Origin of the sequence: Luteibacter sp. 329MFSha, from assembly GCF_900111665.1 — a bacterium.
Taxonomy (GTDB): domain Bacteria; phylum Pseudomonadota; class Gammaproteobacteria; order Xanthomonadales; family Rhodanobacteraceae; genus Luteibacter.
Genome location: NZ_FOJE01000002.1, coordinates 414470 through 434005 on the forward strand (window position 1 = coordinate 414470; position 19536 = coordinate 434005).

At 68.4% G+C, this 19536-nt stretch carries 22 protein-coding genes; 11 read left to right on the forward strand and 11 right to left on the reverse strand.

The window, feature by feature from the left end:
• The first annotated feature begins 65 nt into the window (after positions 1-65).
• Positions 66-3104, forward strand: coding sequence for a sensor histidine kinase (locus tag BMW54_RS13115; protein WP_090056688.1), 3039 nt, complete (start codon positions 66-68; stop codon positions 3102-3104).
• Here BMW54_RS13115 and BMW54_RS13120 read toward each other — a convergent pair.
• On the reverse strand, positions 3095-4882 hold the full coding sequence (locus BMW54_RS13120) for a glycoside hydrolase family 97 protein (protein ID WP_090056691.1): 1788 nt from the start codon (positions 4880-4882) through the stop codon (positions 3095-3097). The genes BMW54_RS13115 and BMW54_RS13120 overlap by 10 nt on opposite strands.
• A 127-nt stretch (positions 4883-5009) precedes the next feature.
• Between BMW54_RS13120 and BMW54_RS13125 the strand changes: the two genes are divergently transcribed.
• On the forward strand, positions 5010-5852 hold the full coding sequence (locus BMW54_RS13125; protein WP_090056693.1) for a hypothetical protein: 843 nt from the start codon (positions 5010-5012) through the stop codon (positions 5850-5852).
• On the opposite strand, the gene BMW54_RS13130 is transcribed toward BMW54_RS13125, so the two are convergent.
• The 3 genes from BMW54_RS13130 to BMW54_RS13140 form a co-directional block, all read right to left on the reverse strand.
• Positions 5802-6743, reverse strand: a complete 942-nt coding sequence (locus BMW54_RS13130) for a hypothetical protein (protein ID WP_090056695.1) — start codon at positions 6741-6743, stop codon at positions 5802-5804. The genes BMW54_RS13125 and BMW54_RS13130 overlap by 51 nt on opposite strands.
• A 45-nt stretch (positions 6744-6788) precedes the next feature.
• Positions 6789-7280 (reverse strand): hypothetical protein, encoded by a 492-nt coding sequence (locus BMW54_RS13135; protein WP_090056697.1) that lies wholly within the window; start codon positions 7278-7280, stop codon positions 6789-6791.
• Positions 7281-7382: 102 nt separating this feature from the next.
• A complete protein-coding gene (locus tag BMW54_RS13140; protein WP_090056699.1) occupies positions 7383-8213 on the reverse strand; it encodes a ParB N-terminal domain-containing protein in 831 nt (276 codons plus the stop codon).
• Between the two features lie 143 nt (positions 8214-8356).
• Between BMW54_RS13140 and BMW54_RS13145 the strand changes: the two genes are divergently transcribed.
• The gene (locus BMW54_RS13145; protein ID WP_090056701.1) at positions 8357-9502 is read left to right on the forward strand and encodes a threonine aldolase family protein; all 1146 of its coding nucleotides are present in this window, start codon (positions 8357-8359) and stop codon (positions 9500-9502) included.
• A 39-nt stretch (positions 9503-9541) separates the two neighbouring features.
• Here BMW54_RS13145 and BMW54_RS19050 read toward each other — a convergent pair whose 3' ends face one another.
• Positions 9542-9916 carry an SDR family oxidoreductase gene (locus BMW54_RS19050; protein WP_254779362.1) on the reverse strand — a complete coding sequence of 125 codons (375 nt, stop codon included), beginning with the start codon at positions 9914-9916 and terminating at the stop codon, positions 9542-9544.
• Positions 9916-10290, reverse strand: coding sequence for an SDR family NAD(P)-dependent oxidoreductase (locus tag BMW54_RS19055; protein ID WP_254779330.1), 375 nt, complete (start codon positions 10288-10290; stop codon positions 9916-9918). Before BMW54_RS19055 ends, BMW54_RS19050 begins: the two co-directional genes overlap by 1 nt.
• 99 nt (positions 10291-10389) lie before the next feature.
• Between BMW54_RS19055 and BMW54_RS13155 the strand changes: the two genes are divergently transcribed.
• Complete coding sequence (locus tag BMW54_RS13155) at positions 10390-11289, forward strand: LysR family transcriptional regulator (protein WP_090056704.1); 900 nt, start codon at positions 10390-10392, stop codon at positions 11287-11289.
• 86 nt (positions 11290-11375) lie between these two features.
• Positions 11376-11792, forward strand: coding sequence for a DUF1801 domain-containing protein (locus tag BMW54_RS13160; RefSeq protein WP_090056706.1), 417 nt, complete (start codon positions 11376-11378; stop codon positions 11790-11792).
• Between the two features lie 60 nt (positions 11793-11852).
• Here BMW54_RS13160 and BMW54_RS13165 read toward each other — a convergent pair whose 3' ends face one another.
• A complete protein-coding gene (locus tag BMW54_RS13165; protein ID WP_090056708.1) occupies positions 11853-12122 on the reverse strand; it encodes a hypothetical protein in 270 nt (89 codons plus the stop codon).
• Between the two features lie 175 nt (positions 12123-12297).
• Between BMW54_RS13165 and BMW54_RS13170 the strand changes: the two genes are divergently transcribed.
• Positions 12298-12684, forward strand: coding sequence for a VOC family protein (locus BMW54_RS13170; RefSeq protein WP_090056710.1), 387 nt, complete (start codon positions 12298-12300; stop codon positions 12682-12684).
• A 10-nt stretch (positions 12685-12694) separates the two neighbouring features.
• On the opposite strand, the gene BMW54_RS13175 is transcribed toward BMW54_RS13170, so the two are convergent.
• A complete protein-coding gene (locus tag BMW54_RS13175) occupies positions 12695-13108 on the reverse strand; it encodes a winged helix-turn-helix transcriptional regulator (protein WP_090056712.1) in 414 nt (137 codons plus the stop codon).
• A 105-nt stretch (positions 13109-13213) separates the two neighbouring features.
• Between BMW54_RS13175 and BMW54_RS13180 the strand changes: the two genes are divergently transcribed.
• Positions 13214-14098, forward strand: a complete 885-nt coding sequence (locus BMW54_RS13180) for an NmrA family NAD(P)-binding protein (protein WP_090056715.1) — start codon at positions 13214-13216, stop codon at positions 14096-14098.
• Positions 14099-14105: 7 nt separating this feature from the next.
• On the opposite strand, the gene BMW54_RS13185 is transcribed toward BMW54_RS13180, so the two are convergent.
• From BMW54_RS13185 to BMW54_RS13195, 3 genes are all read right to left on the reverse strand, one after another.
• Entirely contained in the window at positions 14106-14906 is an 801-nt protein-coding gene (locus BMW54_RS13185) for a DUF5694 domain-containing protein (protein WP_139206106.1), read from the reverse strand.
• 142 nt (positions 14907-15048) lie between these two features.
• Complete coding sequence (locus BMW54_RS13190; RefSeq protein WP_090056719.1) at positions 15049-15831, reverse strand: SDR family oxidoreductase; 783 nt, start codon at positions 15829-15831, stop codon at positions 15049-15051.
• Positions 15828-16157 carry a nuclear transport factor 2 family protein gene (locus BMW54_RS13195; RefSeq protein ID WP_090056722.1) on the reverse strand — a complete coding sequence of 110 codons (330 nt, stop codon included), beginning with the start codon at positions 16155-16157 and terminating at the stop codon, positions 15828-15830. The genes BMW54_RS13190 and BMW54_RS13195 overlap by 4 nt, the downstream gene beginning before the upstream one ends.
• A gap of 97 nt (positions 16158-16254) precedes the next feature.
• Between BMW54_RS13195 and BMW54_RS13200 the strand changes: the two genes are divergently transcribed.
• The 4 genes from BMW54_RS13200 to BMW54_RS13215 all read left to right on the forward strand — a co-directional run bounded on the left by BMW54_RS13200 (position 16255) and on the right by BMW54_RS13215 (position 19346).
• The gene (locus BMW54_RS13200) at positions 16255-17169 is read left to right on the forward strand and encodes a LysR family transcriptional regulator (protein WP_090056724.1); all 915 of its coding nucleotides are present in this window, start codon (positions 16255-16257) and stop codon (positions 17167-17169) included.
• A 155-nt stretch (positions 17170-17324) separates the two neighbouring features.
• Positions 17325-17720, forward strand: a complete 396-nt coding sequence (locus BMW54_RS13205; RefSeq protein WP_090056726.1) for a VOC family protein — start codon at positions 17325-17327, stop codon at positions 17718-17720.
• A 105-nt stretch (positions 17721-17825) separates the two neighbouring features.
• Entirely contained in the window at positions 17826-18806 is a 981-nt protein-coding gene (dusA, locus tag BMW54_RS13210) for a tRNA dihydrouridine(20/20a) synthase DusA (RefSeq protein WP_090056728.1), read from the forward strand.
• A gap of 33 nt (positions 18807-18839) precedes the next feature.
• Complete coding sequence (locus BMW54_RS13215; RefSeq protein ID WP_090056730.1) at positions 18840-19346, forward strand: GNAT family N-acetyltransferase; 507 nt, start codon at positions 18840-18842, stop codon at positions 19344-19346.
• The last annotated feature ends 190 nt before the right edge of the window (positions 19347-19536 follow it).

A 19536-nucleotide genomic window follows, 5' to 3' on the forward strand; every position in this document is an offset into this window, starting at 1 on the left:
GCGGCGACGGACGACCCTTGCGCGCGCTATCTTTGCGCTTCGCAACGATCGACGGGGTAGGGGCCATGCGGCGGCCAGTCGCGACATCGCCGTGGAGATGGCTCTGGACGCTGTGCGGCTGGATCGTGTTCGCCGCCGGCGCGTGGGCGATGGACAACCGCGACCGCGACATCGGCCAGTACTACCACACCGCATGGACGGTGCGCGAAGGCGCGCCCGGTCAGGTGACCGCGCTCGCGCAGACGGCGGACGGCTATCTCTGGCTGGGCACGCAGACGGGCCTTTACCGCTTCGACGGCGTCCACTTCGAGCGTTACCGGCCGCGTGAAGGCGGCGACTTCCTCGCGTCGAGCGTCGCCGCGCTCTACGCGCCGCCCTCGGGCGGGCTGTGGATCGGTTTCCGTTATGGCGTGGCGAGCTTCGTGAAAGGCGACCGGGCGACGCACTTCACGGCGGGGTCCGGCCTTCCATCGGGCACGGTGTATGCGATAGCCGGGACACCCGACGGCACGATCTGGGCGGCGACGTTCAACGGCCTGGCGCGTTTCGATCATGGGCGATGGACGGCGGTTGGGACGGCGCTCGGCCTTCCCGGTACGCGGGCGCGCAACCTCGCCGTCGACCGTCAGGGCCGGCTGTGGGTCGCCACGGAGGACGTCCTCGCGTGGCTGCCCCGCGGCGGGACGCGTTTCCAGATCGCGTCACGCGACGTGGGACGCATCAACCGGATCGCCGAAGCGCCCGACGGGGCCATCTGGGTCGCCGAAGCGGACGGCGGCGTGCGCCCCGTCTGGACAGCGACGGGCGATCCCGCCACGGCGGGGCCCGTGTTGCGGATCGCGTCGGCAGGCCTGCTCTTCGATCGCGACGGGGCCCTGTGGATGCCGACGCTCGGCAACGGGATCCGTCGCGTTCCCCGTGTCCACGAACTCGCCGCGAAGGTCCTCGGCCCCGACGATACCGATGCCCAGCGCTTCGTGGAGCGCGACGGCATGAGCTCCGACTACACCAGCGCGGTGCTGCAGGATCGCGAGGGCAACCTCTGGTTCGGCGGTAGCCGCGGCCTCGACCGCTTCCGCGTCAGCCGCCTGCTGCCCGCCGCGCAACTGCCCGGTGCGACCGACTTCGCCATGGTCGCGGCAGCGTCGAAGGGCGTCTGGGTCGGCACGAAGAACCACCCCTTGAGCTATCTCGGGCTCGAAGGCATTACCCCGTCGCGGCTCACCCAGGCGATCACCGCGGCGAGCCGCGGCGTCGACGGCACGTGGCTCGGCGGACCCAACGGGCTATGGAAGCTTCGCGACGGCGCGCCCGAGCCGGTCGCCGCGCTGCCGTACCCCGACTATTCGGGCGTGCAGGCGGTGGTCGGCGACGGTCACGGCGGCGCCTTCGTCTCGTTGAACCGGCCGGGCATCTATCACTTCAGTGACGGCCACTGGACTCACGATCCCCTCGCGACGTTCGCCAACGATCCGGCGCCGCTCGTCCTCGCTCGCGACCGTCGCGAGCGATTGTGGATGGGGTTCGCCCGGAACACGGTGCTGATCCGCGACGGCGCGAAGGACACGGTCGTCGGACTTCGCGAGGGCCTGTCCGTCGGTAACGTCACCGCCCTCCTGGAAGATGGCGAAGCCATGTGGGTAGGCGGCGAACTGGGCGTCGGCGCGATCATCGGCGACCGCGCCCACATGATCGTGACGCGCGGCGAACCGTTGCGCGGGGTCTCCGGCCTGGTGCGCGACCGCCGCGGCGATTTCTGGGCGAGCGCCGCGCAGGGCGTCGTCCGTATCGCCGGGGCGGACATGGCACGCGCGCTCGCGGAGGCCGAGTATCGGCCGCCGGTACAGGTGTTCGATTCCCTCGACGGCCTTCCCGGCACGCCCGCGCAGTTCCGCCCGCTGCCGACGGCGGTCGTCGCCGACGACGGGCGCCTGTGGTTCGCGACCACCAGCGGTATCGTGTCGATCGATCCGGCGGACGTGCCGCGCAACGCGCTCGCGCCCTCGGTCTTCGTGCGCACCGTCGGCACGGACATGGGCACCTGGCCGGCGGACGCGGAGACACGGCTACCCGCGCGAACGGAGCGGCTGCGCATCGCGTTCACGGCCACCAGCCTGACGATGCCGGAGCGGGTGCGCTTCCGCTATCGCATGGAAGGGCTCGACACGCGCTGGCGTGACGCAGGCGACGAACGCGAGGCGGTCTATACCGACCCGCCGCCAGGTCGTTACGTGTTCCGTGTGATCGCGTCGAACGAGGATGGCGTGACGAACGAGGCGGGGGCGTCCGTCGGCATCACCGTGGCGCGCGCGTTCTACCAGATGCCCTGGTTCTACCTGTTCTGCGCGGCGGTGACGGCGCTGCTGATCTGGGCCGCGTTCTTCGTCCGTCTCCGGCGGATCTCCGCCCAGTTGCGCGAACGCCTGCACGAACGGCACGCGGAGCGCGAGCGCATCGCACGCGACCTGCACGACACCTTGCTGCAAAGCGTCCAGGGGCTCGCCATGCGCTTCCAGGCGATCGCCAACCGCGTCCCGCCCGGCGATCCGCTGCGCGTGGCGATGGAGCGGGCGCTGGACCGTGCGGACGAGGCGATGGTCGAGGCGCGCGACCGCGTGCGCGACCTGCGCGCCCACGGGAGCTATTCGGGCCGTCTCGATGTGGCGTTACGCGACATGGCGGCCGCTTTCGCGACCGAGCACACCGTTCCCGTCGTGGTCGACGTGACCGCCGACCTGCGTCACCTCGACGGATTGGTGCGCGACGAGCTCTACGGCATCGCGAGGGAAGCCGTGCACAACGCGATCACCCACGCGAACGCCTCCCGCATCGAGGTCGCGTTGCGCGTCGAGGGCAACGACCTGCTGCTCAGCGTCCGCGACGATGGTCGCGGTATCGACGAGATCGTGCTGCGCGACGGACGCTCGGGGCACTGGGGACTACGCGGCATCCGCGAGCGCGCCCTCGCGGCGGGCGGCGTCCCGTCGATCGCTTCGCGGATCGACGGCGGCACGGAGATCGCGGTGCGCATCCCTCTCGTCCGCGCGTTCCCGGGCCACCACACGCCGCTTCGGCGGTGGTGGCGGAGCGTGCGTCAGCGATAGCACCCGTTCTCGAACTGTCCCTTCGCCATGGGGCACAGGATCGCCGCGAAGCCTCCGTTGACCGGCACGTCGAACGACAGCGAACCGTCGGCCGTGACGTTCTGCCGCGTGTGCACGACATCGCCGCGACCGGCGCCGTCACGCACGATGTCGGCGTGCCAGGGACCGACGCCCAGCGACGCGAGCGGCACGGTGAGCCGGCGCGGCGCGCCTGCCGCGATCGCGCCGATGTACCAGCGGTCGCCGCTGCGGCGGGCGAAGATCGCATCCTGCCCCGGCGTGCCGCCGAGCAACTTCGTCTCGTCCCAGACGGTGGGAATCTGGTCGAGGAAAGCGAGCGCCTGTGGCCGGGCCTCGTAGGCTTCCGGACGGTCCGCGAAGTGCGTCCACCCGGACTCGAACACGATGGGCAGCGCCACTTCGTGGGCGATCGAGGCTTCCTTGCGTCCCGCGTCGAACGCGACCGGCGTGTAATCCATCGAACCCACGACATTGCGCGTGAAGGGCTGAATGGTGTTACCTACGACCGGCGGATCGTTCTCCGCGCCGCGCACGCCCTCCATCGTCATCAGGTGCGGCCAGGTGCGCTGAAGACCGTGCGGGATGGTGGCGCCGTGGAAGTTCAGCATCAGCTGAAGTTTCGCGGTGTCGGCGAGCGTTTCGTCGTACCAGCGGTAACGCGCCTGCGAATCCGACTCCATGAAGTCGACCTTCACGCCCTTCACGCCCCAGCCCTTCACCTTCGTCAGTTCGGCCATGCGCCTGGCGGGCGTGTCGAGCTTCGACCAGTGGTACCAGAGGAGGATGTCGACGTGCTTCGCGTTCGCGTAGCGCACGAGGTCCGGTACCCATGCATCCTTCCAGCCTTCGTCCACCAGCACGTAGGGAATGCGGTTCTTCGCCGCGAAGTCGACATACGCTCGCTGGCGCGTCGCATCCGACGGGCTCGCGTGCTCGCTCAGCCACGACCAGGCCACCTTGCCGGGCCGGATCCACGACGTGTCCGAAAACTTCGCGGGATCGGCCAGGTCGTCGACGAGGGTCGACTCCGTCACGGTCGCGAGGTCGCCGATGATCGCCGTGCGCCATGGCGTGACGCCGGTGCTTTGCACGCTCGTGTCGGCGAGCGTGAGCGCGTAGTCTCCGGTGTTCGCGGCATGCGTGAGGCGGCTGCCGTCGTAGCGGCCGTCCGCGTTCGCTTCGGTGAGCAACACGTAGCTGTCGCCGATGCGGAACAGCGACGGATAGCCGTACTGCCCGGGCGCCGCGCCACCGGCCGTCGTCTGGAAGCGTTCCTTCTCGTACTCTGGGCTGTAGGGCAGCAGCCAGGCCGGCGCGCTCGCGGGCACGGCGAACGACGTCGCCTCGCCCGTCACCGTCGCGCGTGTCGCGCCTGGCAGTTCGTAACGGAACGCGACGCCGTCGTTGCCGATACGCACGACGACGTCGAGCTTCTGGCCCTTCGCGTTCTGCAGGGCATAGCGCGTCTCGGAGAGGTTGGCGGTGCGATCGAGCTTCTTGCCGACCGTCATCCGGTAACGCTCGGTGAGCTGGCGCTGCGTCGTGCCGATGAGGCGAAGGTCGTGCGTCAGGTCGGCGTCGGTGGTGCGCAGGCCGAGGGTCTCATCCACCAGCGCCGCGCCATGCGGATCGGTGATGCTGAGCACCGGACGACCGCCGTCGCGGAACACGAGCGTGGCCAGCGGCGGCGCGGCGAGGGCGGGGAGGCTGACGAAGGTCGCGATGGCGGCGGCGAGACGGCGGGAGGCGTGCTTCATCCGGTGGTTCCTGTCGACGGCGATGCCCGAGCATTCCACACGGTCCTTGCGTACTCAAGGACGCAGGGCACGTTTCGCCCCGGCGCCGTCCCGCCGAACGACGACGCCTGTCGGCGATAATGTCCGCATGGATTCCCTCGCCTCGGCCATCGCACTCCTCGAACACGAGCCCGCCTGGCGCGATCCCTCGTCGTTTCGTTTCCGCGCGGACGCGGCGGATCGTCTCGAGCTGCTCCTGATCGGCGCGCACGATCCGGCGCTCGTGTCGCGCGCCGTGGCGCTGATCGATGCGATGGCATCCATCGACGCGATCGGTTTCGAAACGATGCGCGACGCGATCCGCCGCGGCGAAGGCCGCGCGGCCTTCGCGCCGTGGCTGGACGTGGGGGTGCCGACCGGACAGCATTACGACGTGCTCGACCACGTGCTCGCCGGCGTCCTCGCGCTCGAGGAGCCGGACGTCGCCCAGCCGTCGCCGCCGCGCGAGATGGTCTTCTACCAGCCGAGTCCGGCGCGCCACATCGTCGACGGCATCGCGCGTGCGCGCATCGCGCGCGACGACGTGGTCATGGACCTCGGTGCCGGGCTGGGCCACGTGCCGATCCTCGTCAACGTGCTCACCGGCGCGCGCACGCTGGGCGTCGAACGGGAGCCGGCGTACGTCGAGCGCGCGATGGACGCCGCGCGGTCGCTGGGACTGGCCGACGTGCATCTCGCCACGGGCGACGCGCGCGATGCCGATCTTTCGGCGGCGACCGTGTTCTATCTGTTCACGCCCTTCATCGGAACCGTATTGCGCGACGTGATCGCCGGCATCGAACGGCAGGCGCGCGAGCGTCCTTTGTGCGTCGTCACGCTGGGGCCCTGCACGCGCACGCTCGCACGCATGCCATGGCTGCGCAGCGACGATGCCGATCCGTCAGCCGACGACCGGATCGTCGTGTTCCGCGCCGGATTTCGCGGCGGGTAGCTTCTGGATCAGGCGGCCGCGGAACACGCCGGCCAGCCGGTGAAAGCCCGCCTCGGTCGGATGCATCTCGTCGTTCCAGTCGGCATCGTCGGGCAACAGTCCGCGCAGGTCGACGTAGTCGAACCGGCCGTGCAGCCGCGGATCGTTCTTCAGCGGCTCCAGCACCTGGTCGACGAAGCCGTCGATCAGCAGCCGCGCGAACGCGCGTCCCTTGACGATGTCGTCGCCGAGCGCCTGGCGGATGTTCGGCCCGATCCACGGACCGATGGACTTCTTCAGCAGCGCGGCGACGCCGAGGTTGCGCAATCCGAACTCCGCCCGGCTGCCGATGAGGCGGGGATAGTCGTACGTGTGGGCGAGGAAGGGCACGTCGGGCCGCGCGCGATGGAACGCGCCGACGAAGAACGCGTAGGCGTCGCGTACCTGGTCGAAGCGGCCGGTGGCCTCGATCGCTTCGAAGGCTTCCTGCGGCGTGAGGCCGCTGCGGCCCTTGAGCGCGTTCCCCAGCCATGTGTCGACGAAGTCGTTGCCGCCGGCGCTGAGCAGCACCGCGTCGAAGTCGAACTTCGTGAACCACCCGAGCAGGTCGTCGAGGTTCTCCTGCGTGAACATCGAGCGATCCGGGTGCTCGCGTTGAGGTGCGGCTTGATCGCCGCTGCGCTCGACGCGAAAGAACAGTCCGCCCTGTCCGAACTGCGGCACGCCGCGTTCTTCGTCCTCCGGTGCGGGGGACACGATCCAGTCGAGCAGGTTCATCGCCAGCGGCGTGGAAAACCAGGAATCGCCTTCGCAGAAGATGACCGGCGTGCGATCGAGGCGTCGTTCGTCCTTCAGTCCCTTGTACATCGCGCGGAACTGGCCGCGCTGGGAAAGTGCGCTGGATTGGGGCATGGCGGGTGCTCGTCCGGGCGACCCGCCGATCCTACACCCGGTGCGTTACCAGCGGCCGCGCCCGCGGCCGAAGTTGTCCTGCCCGCCACCGATCGAGATGCTCACGCCGCCCTTCGGGTGGTCGCAGCTGCCGAACGCCTGGCTCAGGTTGACCGTGCCGGCCTGGTAGCTGCCGCCGTAACCGTGGCTGGCGCTGACCACGCCGGTGCTCACGCTGCCATGCACCTGCGGCTTGTTGTACGTGGCGTCGTCGCAGTCCGGGGTGTCGTCCGCGACATCGGCGCCCGCCATCCGGCCGCTGGTGTCGCCGTAGTACGTGCCGGGCGGGTCGAGAGGCCGCGACCGGGTGACCGCCACGCTTTCCTTGCCCGGTGCGCCGGGGGTCGCGCTGGTCGACGCCGGTGCCGGCGCGCTGCTGGCGGCGACCGGCGTCGGCGTGAAGTCCGGCGGCAGGTTGAGGTTGAGCGGCTTCTGCTGTTGGGCCACCGCGGCCGTGGCGAGCAGGGACGTGGCGGCGAGGGCGAGGATGGCTTTCATGGGAAACGCTCCGGTTCAGGCCTACGAACGCTCGAGGCCGCGTCCGGTGTACCGGGGCTTGGAACGCTGGCAGGCCGCCGGAGTTCCCGCCCCACCGACACCTTACTCCGCCAGCGCCTCGTCCGCGTCCTCGGTCACCGGTTCGCCCAGGCGCGCACGCAGGGCGTCGATCTCGCGGCGCAGGTTGCGGTTCTCCGCCTCGAGGTCGGCGATCTGCTCGCGCAAGGCCTTCACCTCGTCGGTCGGCTTCTCGCGCGGCTTGCGCTTCGACTCCCGGACCCGCTTGGCCGCTTCCTTCAGCTCGGCGTCCCCGGCGGTGGCGGCGGCGCGTTGCTCCTCCTCGGGCAGGCTGGCGACGGCGGCGGCCGCGCTGATCGAGAGGGTGCCGGACTTCACGGCGGCGACCACCTCGGGAGCGGCTTCCTTGCGGATCTTCTCGATCATGCCGACCTGGTTGCTGCTGATCCGGGCCTCGCGCGCGACGTCCTTGCGGCTCTCGGCCGGATTCGGGCGGGCCTTGCCGGAGGCGGGCTGGGCACCCGTGGTGTCGAACGGTACGTCCGGGGCGACCTCGCGTCCCTCGGCCTCCGCTTCGGCGAGCTTCGCACGGCGTTCCGCGAGGATCTCGCGCTTGCGCAGGGCCAGCACGCCGCGCTGGAAGTCCGAGACGCTGCGTCGGCCCAGGTGCTGTTCGATCATCCACAGATGCACGTCTTCGATCGATTGGAACCGCTCGTTCTGCACCGTGCGGAAGGGGATGTCGTGCTTGCGGCAGATGCCGTAACGGTTGTGCCCGTCGACGAGCGTGTCGCCCCAGAGCACGAGCGCGTCGCGGCAGCCCTCGGTGAGCAGGCTGCGCTCCAGCGACTCGTACTCGTCCGGCGTGAGCGGGTCGATGTAGGCCTTGAGATCTTCGTTGACGACGATGTGCATGAGCGGCGGGAGTCGGACGGCGGCGGGGGCGGCATTCTAGTGCCTGCGGGGCGGGCGTGCAGGGACGGCCCGTTGGCGCGGTCGCGCCGGGGCGTGCGACCCTTGGGGCAGCAGGCCTTCATGCCGCGAACGGGGAGAAACGGATGGTCAGTCGTCGACAGTTCATGCAGGCCGCGCCGCTGGGTGCCCTTTCCCTCGCCGGCCTCGGGTTGCCGATGGCGGCGCTCGCCGCGGCGCGCACCATCGAGGACATACCGCCCGACCGTATCGTCTCCTTCCTCGGCGACAACGTGCCCTCCCGGCCGGCGCAGCTTCCCGCCCGGCTTCTGGCCGCGATGAAGGGCAGGGAGGACATTGGCGACCTCTACCTCGCCGAGGGCGCCACCGGCGCGCTGGAGCAGCAGTTCGCGCGGATGCTCGGCAAGGAGGACGCCGCGTTCATGCCGAGCGGCACGATGGCGAACCAAATCGCGATCCGGCTGCATTGCGCCGGGCGCTCGCGCGTGTTGCTGCAGGAAGAGAGCCACGTCTACCGTGACGAATCCGATGCCGTCGCCGTCATGAGCTCGATCAATCCCGTGCCCGTCGCCGGCGGCGTCTCGGAAGGTTTGTACGACGGGATGCTGGCGGCCTTCGCACGCAGCGGCGAGGATCCCTTTCCGGTGGACGTGGGCGCGGTGTCCATCGAGAGTCCGGTACGGCGCCTCGATGGCGCCACCGTGAAGCAGGAGACGATCGCCAGGATCGCGGCGTTGGCGCATGGAAAAGGTGCGCGCATGCACCTTGACGGAGCGCGGCTGTTGCTCATGTGCGGCCTGCCGGGATTCGATCTGCGCAGCTATTGCGGTCCGTTCGACTCGGTGTACGTGTCGCTCTACAAATATCTCGGCGCGCCGTTCGGCGCGATTCTCGCGGGCGAGAAGGCCTTCGTCGAGAAGGCGCGGCAGGCGCGCCACGTGTTCGGTGGCGCGCTCTATCACGGCTGGACCGCGGCGATCCTCGCCTCGGCGACACTCGATGGTTTTGAAGCGCGCTTCGCACGTGTGCATGCGGCGGCGGACGACCTGCTCGCACGACTCGCGAAGAAGCCCGGCGTGACCGTCGAACGGGTCGTCGACGGCAGCAACATCGTGTTCCTCCGGTTGGACGACAACGTCGCCACGGGTCTGCGCGAGCGCCTGACCGAGCACGACATCGCTATCCGCAAGGTGCGTGACGGCCGGCTCCAGCTGGTCTTCAACGAGACGATCCTGCGCAAGCCCGTGGCGTCGATCGCCGCGGCCTTCTGATTCGCCGACGCGCCTCCCACACGTCGTCGCGATTCCGTGTCAGGCCGCCGTCATGCCTCCGTCCGCATGCAACTCGGTGCCGTTGACGAACGCGCTGGCGTCCGAGGCAAGGAACAACGCCGCCTCCGCCAGTTCGTCCGGCGTACCCATGCGGCCCGCGGGAATCTGCGCGGTCACCGCATCGAGGAACGCCGGACGATCGGCGTCCGCCACCCCGAGCTTGTCAAGGATGGCGGTATCCACCGGGCCAGGGCTGAGTACGTTCACACGGAGCCGCCGAGCGCGGAACTCCATCGTCCAGTGACGGGCGAACGCCGCGATCGCCGCCTTGCTGCCCGCATAGACGGCATGGCCGTCGAGCGTGCGCGTCGCGGCGAGCGAGCTGGTGAGGATGATGCTGCCGCCGTCGCGCATCACGGGTGCGATCGCCTGGACACCGAAGAAAACCCGCGCGTGTTCACGCCGAACTGGGCATCGTATCCCTCGGGCGTCACGTCTGCCGAGGGCTGGATGGTGATGATTCCAGCGTTGGCCATGTACACGTCGAGCGTGCCGAAGCGCTCGCGAACGGTGCTCGCGACCTGCGCGTGATGCGCGAGGTCCGCGACGTCGCCGACGATGCCGAGGGCGCCGTGGCCGATCACGGCGACCGCCTCGTCCAACGCGTCCTTTCGGCGTGCGGTCACGATCACCTGCGCGCCTTCGCGCGCGAAGAGGCGCGCCGCTGCCAGGCCGATGCCGCTGTTTCCGCCGGTGATCAGGGCGATCTTACCGTCCAAGCGATTCATGGGAATGCCTCGTTACGATGATGATCGCCACGATATGCGGCGCATCCGCGGGGCCGGTAGCCAGCTCGCGGGCACTTCATTTGTGCCAGGAACTCCCAGATGTCCCACCTACTTCATCAGGCCGCCAATCTCGTCGCGTTCGTGCGCTCCGTCGAAGCCGGATCGTTCAGCGCGGCCTCGCGTATCACCGGGACGACGCCGTCCGCGGTTTCGAAAAGCATCGCGCGCCTGGAAGCCGAACTCGGCGTCCGGCTGTTCCGTCGATCGACACGGCAGCTGGACCTCACGCCCGATGGCCTCGTGTTCTTCAACCGGGTGGCGCCCTTGCTGCGCGACCTCGACGACTCCGCCGACGCCATCCGTCCGGAGGGCGAGGCGCGCGGGCGGCTTCGCGTAAGCATGCCGAGCGATCTCGGGCGATTGCTCATGCAGCCGCTGGCGACACGCTTCGTCGCCGCGCATCCTGGGCTCGAACTCGACATGGTGCTCGTCGACCGCCCCGTCGACGTGGTCGGCGAAGGCTTCGACGTGGTGTTCCGTGTCGGGCATCCCGCCGAGAGCGACCTGCGCTCCCGCCTGCTCGCGCAGCTCGACATGGCGCTCGTCGCGTCCCCGACCCTGCTTGCGACGCATGGCACGCCATCGACGGTCGATGAGCTCAGGGAGCTTCCTTTCGTGCGTTACCTCATGAGGGGGCGCTCGTATCCACTGACGTTCGACGACGGGTCGACCTTCGTACCGCGCGGACCCGTGGGCGTGGACACGGGGGTCGCGTTGCGCGAGGCCGCCATCCAGGGCGTCGGCGTGGGCTACCTGATGGCATGCACCGTCCAGGCCGATATCGACGCCGGTCGACTCGTCCGCCTCCTCCCTGCGCAGTCCCTGCCGTCGCTTCCCTTGCATGCGCTGCATGCCTTCGGGCGCCTCACACCGGTGCGCGTGAAGCGACTCACCGAATTCGTGGCGGCCGAGGGCGTTCGGTTCGCTTCAGGCGCCTGAAAGCGGCGACGCGCCGTGCTCCTCCCTTGGTTGCGGCAATGCGTTACTGGTAGAAGAATCGTCCCCGACAAGAGAGGGTAGGACTCATGGCGACGACGAAGACGGCCGGTGGCGCATCGGCGTCCACGCTTATCGACGAACGCATCGCGTCGCTCGGCGACTGGCGGGGCGAGACGCTCGCGCGCATGCGTGGCCTCATCCTCCAGGCGGATCCCGCGGTCGTCGAGGAGTGGAAGTGGATGGGTACGCCGGTCTGGTCGCGCGACGGCATCATCTGCACTGGCGAGTCCTACAAGGCCAAGATCAAGCTGACCTTCGCGAAGGGCGCGTCGCTTCCCGACCCGACGAAGCTCTTCAACGCGAGCCTGGATGGCAACATGCGCCGGGCGATCGATATCGCCGAAGGCGATGCGATCGACGAGAATGCGTTCGTCGCGCTGGTCCGCGAGGCGATCGCGACGAACAGGGAAAGCAAGGCGAAGCGGAAGCCGTCTGCGCGGTAATTCCCGTCGGCTGGGCGCGCGCGCGAACGAACTTGCGTCGCGCTTCACGTCCACGGTGCGTCAGGCGGCCGTCTCGTCCCCATCGTCGGCGGCGCATGTGACCTCGTCGTCGGGCTGGTCCATCCAGCCGCGCGTGAGGCCCATGCTGTGCTCGACACAGCGCGCGAACCACGTGTTGATGTAACTCCCCGTGGCCATCGCCTCGAGGCGATGGCCACCGATGGCGTTCCCGAGGTGGCGTGCCTGGGCATCGTAGGTGTCGATGCCGGATGCGGTGAGGTAGTGCAGAACGCGCTGGAGTCTGGCGCGACGTACGAGTTGCCTGGACATTGAACGGTAACGGTGCGGTAGCGGGATCGTCGTTGTGCGTAAGCACTTACTGATTATTACCTTGGCGAAGCGCCCGCGCTACATGACGAAGGTCCCGTGTCTTCACATCGGTGAAGCGGCCCGCGCGGCGACGGTGCATAGTGCGGCCCTGGGACTTATCGAACCGGAGGCAGCCATGGCACGTGTCACAGGTATCGGCGGCATATTCTTCAGCGCGAAGGACCCGGTCGCCCTGCGCGGCTGGTACGTGAAGCATCTGGGTGTCGACGTCCTCCCATGGGGTGGCGCGGCGTTCCGCTGGACCGATGAGAACGGAGAGCCGAAGGGCGGCACGACGATCTGGTCGATCGGCGCCCAGGGAGAGGAGAACTTCCCACCAGGCCAGCCGGCCTTCGTGATCAATTACCGGGTCGACGACTTGGCGACGCTGATGCAGGCGCTCCGCGACGGAGGCTGCAATGTGCTCGATCGCACCGACGACGGCGAGTTCGGCAAGTTCGGCTGGGTCATCGATCCGGAGGGCAACAAGGTCGAGCTCTGGGAGGCGCCCGCCGGGATGTGAACCGGAACGGCTAAGCCGCGTGCTCCTCGTCGAACGCGCGCCGCGCCTCACGTACGGCATCGACGTGGCGTTCGGCCCAGTCGAGCAGTCCGCGGATCGGTTCGAAGATCGAACGTCCGAGGTCCGTCATGCTGTATTCGACGCTGGGCGGTCGCGTCGGGAAGACTTCGCGATGGACGTATCCCTCGCGCTGCAGTTCGTGCAGCGTCTGCGTGAGCATGCGCTGTGAGATATCGGGCACGAGGCGGCGCAGCTCGCCGAAGCGGTAGGGGCGTTCCGCCAGCGCCATGAGCAGGAGCGTGCTCCACCGGCCTCCGATGACATCGAGGACGTCGCGCACGGGGCAGTCGTTGATGTTGCCGGTGATCGCGCGCTGGCGCGCCAGCATCCGCGACACCCGGGTTTCCGGCGGGGTGGTTCCCATTTTGTGCCTATCGCCAGTCAAAGTGCCTCCTTTACGGAGGCCGTCATATGCCCAATCTTTCAGGCGCTCTCAAAAAGAGAGTATCACTCGACAGGATGCACAGGCATGAGCGACACGATCTTCATCACCGGCGCCGCCGGTCATCTGGGCGGCGCGGTCGTGCGCCATCTCCTCGACCGTGGCGTGGCGCCGGATCGCATCATGGCCGGCACGCGTCACCCGGAGAAGGTCGCCGACCTCGCGGCGCGCGGCGTCACCGTTCGCAAGGCCGATTTCGACGACGTGCCGGGCCTGACGAGCGCGTTCGCGGGAGCCGGGACCGTGCTGATCATCTCCACCGACGTGCTGACGCAGGATGGGCATCGTCTGCGCCAGCATCGCAACGCCGTGCAGGCGGCCGTCGCGGCCGGTGTCCGCCACCTCGCCTATACGTCGCTGCCGGCGCCGGAGACGTCGCCGATCTCGTTCGCGCCGGATCACGCGCTGACGGAAGGAGCGCTGCACGCTACGGGTCTGCCGGTCACCGTGTTCCGCAACGGCTGGTACCACGAGAACCTCTTCATGTCGGTGCCGGCCGCGCTCCGGTCCGGTCATTGGTATACGGCCGGCGAGCAGGGCAGGACGTCGTACGCGGCGCGCGACGAGATCGCGGAGGCCATCGCGGCGGTGCTCGCCGAAGCGCCGTCCGGGAGCCGCACCTATACGCTCACCGGCAGCGAAGCCTTCACCGTCGAAGAGATCGCCGCGCTCGTGCGCACGTCCACCGGCAAGCCGCTCGACGTCGTGCACGTCACGGACGATCAGCTCGCCGCGGGCCTTGCCGCCGCCGGCGTACCCGAGGGCGTCATTCCCATCCTCGTCTCCATGGAAGTCGCGACGCGCGCGGGCAGCCTGGGCATCGTCACCGACGACCTCGCGACGATCCTCGGTCGCACGCCGGCCTCGTTACAGGCATTCATCGCGGACAAGGCGGGTGCCTTGTCGGGCTGACGCATGCTCAACGAAGGTAATCGTTCGGCTCGACGAGCACGAAGCCCGGCGTTTCGCTGACGCACTGGCGAAGCAGGAACGCGTGGCCGGCGCCGAAGAACACGACGATGCGGTCGCCGGGCCGGCTGACCTGCAGCAGTTTCGCGCAGATCAGGAGGTTCCGGCGATACCACGCGCTCAGCAGATCGGCGCCGGGCTGGACGTCGCCCGATCCGACGAACAGCGCGGTCCGGTACCACGCGTTGTTTTTCGACAGCCGTGCGGCGTTGTTGAGATAGCGGAGCTCTGCGCCGATGCTGCCGGTGGCGAGGATGCGGCTTTCCTCGGCGAGGTCGCGCTCGACCGCGGCATCCTGCTCGTCGAGCATCGCCTTCATGCCGTGCGTTTCCGCGTATGCCTTGACCGGCTCAAAAGGAAAGTCGCCATCGGCATCGATGCCGAAGATCGACCTCGATCGCACCCGTTTCGCGAGCCGAAAACCGAGCTGGACGCGCTCGCTGCGCGAAGGCGCCAGACTTCCGTCGAGGTAGCTGGCGTATTGGGCGTCGGCCGCGTCCTTCGCCATCTCGATCGCCACCTTCGTGGGGCCGAAGCGGGCGATCTGTTCGGTCACCGCTTCGATCTCGGCCTGCCGCCTGGGAGCGAGCACGTCGTCATGCGTCATGTTGTGCAGATCGTGGCCGGGATTCGCCATGTGGGACACGCCCACGATCATGACGCGTACCGGATCCGGCGCTTCCCGCGCGAGGCTGGATAGCGGGGCGGAGACAAACGCCACCCCGCCGATCCAGCCGAGCAACGACCACACGTTTCGTCCTTTCCACGATCCCATCGGTATCCCCTGATCCATCGACTGGTATCCGGCCGGACGACGCACGTCCGGCTCCCGCGAGCCGTTCGAAGATGCGTGGAACAGGGAAAAGGTTTAAACGGGACGACCGTGGGCGAACCTAGAGTGTTCTGACGGTGCCGCCGTCGATCCGGTGTTCGGAGCCCGAGATCGACGCGGCGCGCGGCGATGCAAGGAAGACGATGAGGTCGGCCACTTCCCGAGGCGTCGCGGGCCGGCCCAGCGGAATGCCGCCAAGCGCATCCATGATCATCCGCTTGCCACCCTCGTAGTCGGTTCCGGCACTCGATCCCAGACGTTCCGCGAACGTGACGGACACTTCCGTTTCGATCCATCCCGGTGCGACCGACAGCACGCGCACGCCCCTGGGCGTCACTTCCTTCGCCAGCGATTTGCTGTACGTGGTGAGCGCCGCCTTCGCGGCGGCATACGCCGTGGTGGACTCGGGCAGGGGCATCACGCGCTGGATCGAACTCACATGGACGATCACGCCCGAACCTCGCGCGAGCATCGCGGGCAACAGCGCGCGATCGAGGCGTACCGCGGACAGGAGGTTCAGGTTGAGCTCCGCCATCCAGTGCTCGTCGGTGATGGCCGCGTAGCCGCCAGTGGGCGTGGCGGAGCCGCCGACCGCGTCGATCACGATGTCGACGGCGCCCCATTCCAGCAGAACGCTCTGCGCGAGATGCGTCACGCCTTCCGCCGTCGTCAGGTCCGCGGCGATGTACGTGACGCCGTCGATGGGCGCGGCCGGCACGCCACGCGCCGAGGCGACCACGCGGGCGCCGGCATCTGCGAGCGCCTGCACGACGGCCGCGCCGAGGCCCATCGTGCCGCCGGTGACCACGGCACGCAGGCCGTCGAGCTGAAGGTCGAAGCTCATGCGGTGATCTCCAGGCGCGCGATCAGGCCACGTTCGAGGCGGAAGGCGAGCGTCATGTCGATCGGGCTGCCGGCGAAGTCGCCCTCGGTGTGGCTGCGCACCACGTGGAAGCCGTCGATCGTTTCCAGCGAAAAAGGCTCGTTCGTATAGGTGTAGAGCCGCATCGTGCCCGACTTCCACGTCGCGATGGCCTCGCGGCCGACGTGGGTTTCGCGCTTGTCCGTCACGACACCCTGCGGGGTGAAGCAGCGGGCGACGGCGTCGGGGCCTTGCGTGTCCGCCACGAAGTACGCGGCGATCGGTTCGGGGAGGGTGAGGGTCGACATGGTGGACTCCGTGGTGAGGACGGTCCGAGGATGCGCGCTCGCGTCTGTTCAGAGAATCACCTAGTATCCGAATTGGCTATGTAGCAAACGATGTATAATGCGCGGATCCGATTTCGCCGAACTGAAAGCCTTCGTCGCCGTCGTGGAGCGGCAGAGCTTCGCGCGCGCGGCGGAACACCTCGGCATCTCGCCGTCCGCGCTCAGTCAGACGATCCGTCAGCTCGAAGGTCGTATCGGCGCGCGTCTCCTCAATCGCACGACGCGCAGCGTCGCGCCGTCCGCCAGCGGCGAGCGGCTCTACGCGCGGATCGCGCCGTTGTTCCGGGAGATGGACGTCGCCGTCGCCGAAGCCGGCGAGTCGACCGGGCGGATGAGCGGCACCCTTCGCATCAACACCCTGGGCATCGCCGCGCGCACGATCATCGCGCCACGGCTGTCACGCTTCCACCGGGTGCACCCCGACGTCGTGATCGATATCGTGGTCGACGACGCGCTGGCCGACATCGTCAGCGGCCGCTTCGACGCGGGCATCCGCGTGGGCGGGCAACTGGAGAAGGACATGGTGGCCATCCGCCTGACGCCGGATCTGGATATGGTGGCCGTCGCGTCGCCGGATTACCTCGCCCGTCACGGCACGCCGCGGTCACCTTCGGACCTGCATCGGCACGCGTGCATCAACTGGCGCCTGCAGATGGACGGCAGGCGCTATCGCTGGGAGTTCATGAAGCGGGGCAAGCGATTCGAGGTCGAGGTGGATGGCCCCGTGGTCACGAACCATGCCGACATCGGCATCGCGGCCGCGGTCGAGGGCCTCGGCATCGCCTATCACTTCGAGCGCGACGGTGTCGGAGAGCTGCTCGCCCAGGGACGCCTCGTGCAGGTGCTCGCGGACTGGTCGATCTCGCGCCCCGGCCTGTTCCTCTACTACCCGAACCGCGAGCACCGGCCCGCCCCCCTCGCGGCCTTCATCGACTGCCTGCTGGGCCGGGCGCCGTTCGATGGCGCCTGCTGAGTGCTATGTCGCATGTTGCGCGAGCGGATTCGGCCCTGCAGCGAAGCGGGCAAGCATTCGCCAACCCTGGAGCGCGCCTCCCGCACTGCGAAAGTTTTCGACAAGCCGTTGGACCAGGTGTACGGTTGGACGACTGGCTCAGGCAAAGGATCCTCATGAGCATGGAAACCGTTGAAATAAAGGCCTTCGTTCCGGCGAGGGACTTCGAGCTGTCCAAGCGTTTCTATGCCGACCTGGGATTCACCGTGGCATGGTCGTCCGACGACCTCGCTTATCTGCATGCGGGCGAAACGAGTTTCCTCCTACAGAAGTTCTACGAGCAGCGACACGCCGAAAATTTCATGATGCATATGCTCGTGGTCGACGTGGAGGCGTGGTGGCACCACGTGACCTCACAAGGCCTGCCCGAGCGTTACGGCGTGAGGACCGTGCCACCGGGCGACCGCCCGTGGGGTATCCGCGACTTCGTGATCATCGATCCGTCCGGCGTGTTGTGGCGGATTGGCCAGAACACGGAGAAAGTGACGGAAGGCACATACGCGGCATCCTGAAGCCACCTCGCTTGCCGGCTCGTAGTGATTTTAAGGCGAGGCTCGAGGTCTTTGGGCTTGACTTAGGTGGATGCCTGGGTTTCGACGTCCGCTAGAATAGTCGCCATGCAACCGATGTCCTCCTCACCCTTTCGCCTCAGCGTCGCCCCCATGCTCGACTGGACGGACCGGCATTGCCGGTACTTCCACCGGCTGTTGTCGCCCCATGCGCGTCTGTATACCGAGATGGTGACGAGCCCCGCGCTCGTGCGCGGCCACCAGATGCGTCTGCTGGAGCACAGCCACGAGGAGCACCCGGTGGCCCTGCAGCTGGGCGGGAGCGATCCCGTCGAGCTCGCGAAGGCGGCCGTCATGGGAGCGAACGCCGGGTACGACGAGATCAACCTCAACGTGGGTTGCCCGTCCGATCGCGTGCAGTCGGGAAAATTCGGCGCCTGCCTCATGCGCGAGCCGGAGCTGGTCGGCGACTGCGTGCGCGCGATGGCCGACGCGGTGGACGTGCCGGTGACGGTAAAGTGCCGCATCGGGGTCGACGATCAGGACGAATACGCCGATCTGCAGCGCTTCACCACCACGATGGTCGAAGCGGGCGTGCGGATCCTCGTCGTGCATGCGCGCAAGGCGTGGCTCGAGGGCCTCAGCCCGAAGGAGAACCGGGAGATCCCGCCGCTGGACTACCAGCGCGTCTACCGGCTGAAGCGTGAGTTCCCCGAGCTGACCGTCGTCATCAACGGCGGCATCACGACCGTGGACGCCGTGCGCGAACACCTGCGACACGTGGACGGCGTGATGCTCGGCCGGGCCGCCTACCACGACCCGTTCGTGCTGGCGCAGCTCGAGGCCGCGCTGTACGGCACGCCTTTGCCCGATCGCGTCGACGTGCTGGAGCGCATGCGCATCTATATCGATGCCGAGCTGGCGCGTGGCACGCAACTCAAGCACATCACGCGGCACATCCTCGGTCTGTTCCAGGGCGAGCCGGGCGCACGCGGTTTCCGTCGTCAGCTCTCCGAAGGCGCGCACCTTCCGGGTGCCGACTGGGGGCTGATCGAATCCGCGCTCTCGGCCTTCCGGCAGGCCGCCTAGTCACCCGTCGACCTCCATCAAGGCCAGGACCGCATGATCGTCACCGAACGCCTGATCCTCACGCCCTGCGCGCTTTCCGACTTCGACGATTGCAACGTCATGCGGAGCGATCCGAAGGTGATGGCGTTCATCGGTGGCAACGCGCTGCCGGAAGACACCTGGATCAAGCTGCTGCGCAACGTGGGGCACTGGACGTCTTTCGGGTATGGCCTCTTCACCCTCAGGGAGAAGCAGGGCGGACGCTACGTCGGCGAGGTCGGCCTGGCGCACTTCCATCGCGGACTCGGGGATCGCTTCGATCCTTTCCCGGAAGGCGCCTGGGCGCTGGCGAGCGCCGCGCAAGGAAAGGGTTACGGCACCGAGGCCCTCGAGGCGGTCCATGACTGGTTCTTCGAGCGGCGCGACAGGGGCCGCACCGTGTGCATCATCGATCCGGCCAATACGCCGTCGCTGCGCCTCGGCGAGCGCCTGGGCTACCGCCCCTTCGGCCAGGCCGAGTACCGCGGCAAGCCGGTGACGATGCTCGAACGGCTGGGCTGACGGTACCCGTTGGAGCGGACCTGGCCGCGATACGGCGTGGCCCGGGAGCCGCAGGACCCGGGCGCCTCGCGAAAAGCCGTCGCGGCCAGGTCCGCTCCAACAGCCGGGCTGTATCGGGTTTCGTTCAGCTTGGGGCGGGCAGGGCGTCGGCATCATCGGCCGATCGAATCGACCGGCCGCCCCGCGCCAG

What these genes read in the sequence shown, in the direction of transcription:
- BMW54_RS13115 (WP_090056688.1), top strand. Translation starts at nt 66, where the DNA reads ATGCGGCGGCCAGTCGCGACATCGCCGTGGAGATGGCTCTGGACGCTG.
- BMW54_RS13120 (WP_090056691.1), bottom strand. Translation starts at nt 4,882, where the DNA reads ATGAAGCACGCCTCCCGCCGTCTCGCCGCCGCCATCGCGACCTTCGTC.
- BMW54_RS13125 (WP_090056693.1), top strand. Translation starts at nt 5,010, where the DNA reads ATGGATTCCCTCGCCTCGGCCATCGCACTCCTCGAACACGAGCCCGCC.
- BMW54_RS13130 (WP_090056695.1), bottom strand. Translation starts at nt 6,743, where the DNA reads ATGCCCCAATCCAGCGCACTTTCCCAGCGCGGCCAGTTCCGCGCGATG.
- BMW54_RS13135 (WP_090056697.1), bottom strand. Translation starts at nt 7,280, where the DNA reads ATGAAAGCCATCCTCGCCCTCGCCGCCACGTCCCTGCTCGCCACGGCC.
- BMW54_RS13140 (WP_090056699.1), bottom strand. Translation starts at nt 8,213, where the DNA reads ATGCACATCGTCGTCAACGAAGATCTCAAGGCCTACATCGACCCGCTC.
- BMW54_RS13145 (WP_090056701.1), top strand. Translation starts at nt 8,357, where the DNA reads ATGGTCAGTCGTCGACAGTTCATGCAGGCCGCGCCGCTGGGTGCCCTT.
- BMW54_RS19050 (WP_254779362.1), bottom strand. Translation starts at nt 9,916, where the DNA reads ATGCGCGACGGCGGCAGCATCATCCTCACCAGCTCGCTCGCCGCGACG.
- BMW54_RS19055 (WP_254779330.1), bottom strand. Translation starts at nt 10,290, where the DNA reads ATGAATCGCTTGGACGGTAAGATCGCCCTGATCACCGGCGGAAACAGC.
- BMW54_RS13155 (WP_090056704.1), top strand. Translation starts at nt 10,390, where the DNA reads ATGTCCCACCTACTTCATCAGGCCGCCAATCTCGTCGCGTTCGTGCGC.
- BMW54_RS13160 (WP_090056706.1), top strand. Translation starts at nt 11,376, where the DNA reads ATGGCGACGACGAAGACGGCCGGTGGCGCATCGGCGTCCACGCTTATC.
- BMW54_RS13165 (WP_090056708.1), bottom strand. Translation starts at nt 12,122, where the DNA reads ATGTCCAGGCAACTCGTACGTCGCGCCAGACTCCAGCGCGTTCTGCAC.
- BMW54_RS13170 (WP_090056710.1), top strand. Translation starts at nt 12,298, where the DNA reads ATGGCACGTGTCACAGGTATCGGCGGCATATTCTTCAGCGCGAAGGAC.
- BMW54_RS13175 (WP_090056712.1), bottom strand. Translation starts at nt 13,108, where the DNA reads ATGGGAACCACCCCGCCGGAAACCCGGGTGTCGCGGATGCTGGCGCGC.
- BMW54_RS13180 (WP_090056715.1), top strand. Translation starts at nt 13,214, where the DNA reads ATGAGCGACACGATCTTCATCACCGGCGCCGCCGGTCATCTGGGCGGC.
- BMW54_RS13190 (WP_090056719.1), bottom strand. Translation starts at nt 15,831, where the DNA reads ATGAGCTTCGACCTTCAGCTCGACGGCCTGCGTGCCGTGGTCACCGGC.
- BMW54_RS13195 (WP_090056722.1), bottom strand. Translation starts at nt 16,157, where the DNA reads ATGTCGACCCTCACCCTCCCCGAACCGATCGCCGCGTACTTCGTGGCG.
- BMW54_RS13200 (WP_090056724.1), top strand. Translation starts at nt 16,255, where the DNA reads ATGCGCGGATCCGATTTCGCCGAACTGAAAGCCTTCGTCGCCGTCGTG.
- BMW54_RS13205 (WP_090056726.1), top strand. Translation starts at nt 17,325, where the DNA reads ATGAGCATGGAAACCGTTGAAATAAAGGCCTTCGTTCCGGCGAGGGAC.
- dusA (WP_090056728.1), top strand. Translation starts at nt 17,826, where the DNA reads ATGCAACCGATGTCCTCCTCACCCTTTCGCCTCAGCGTCGCCCCCATG.
- BMW54_RS13215 (WP_090056730.1), top strand. Translation starts at nt 18,840, where the DNA reads ATGATCGTCACCGAACGCCTGATCCTCACGCCCTGCGCGCTTTCCGAC.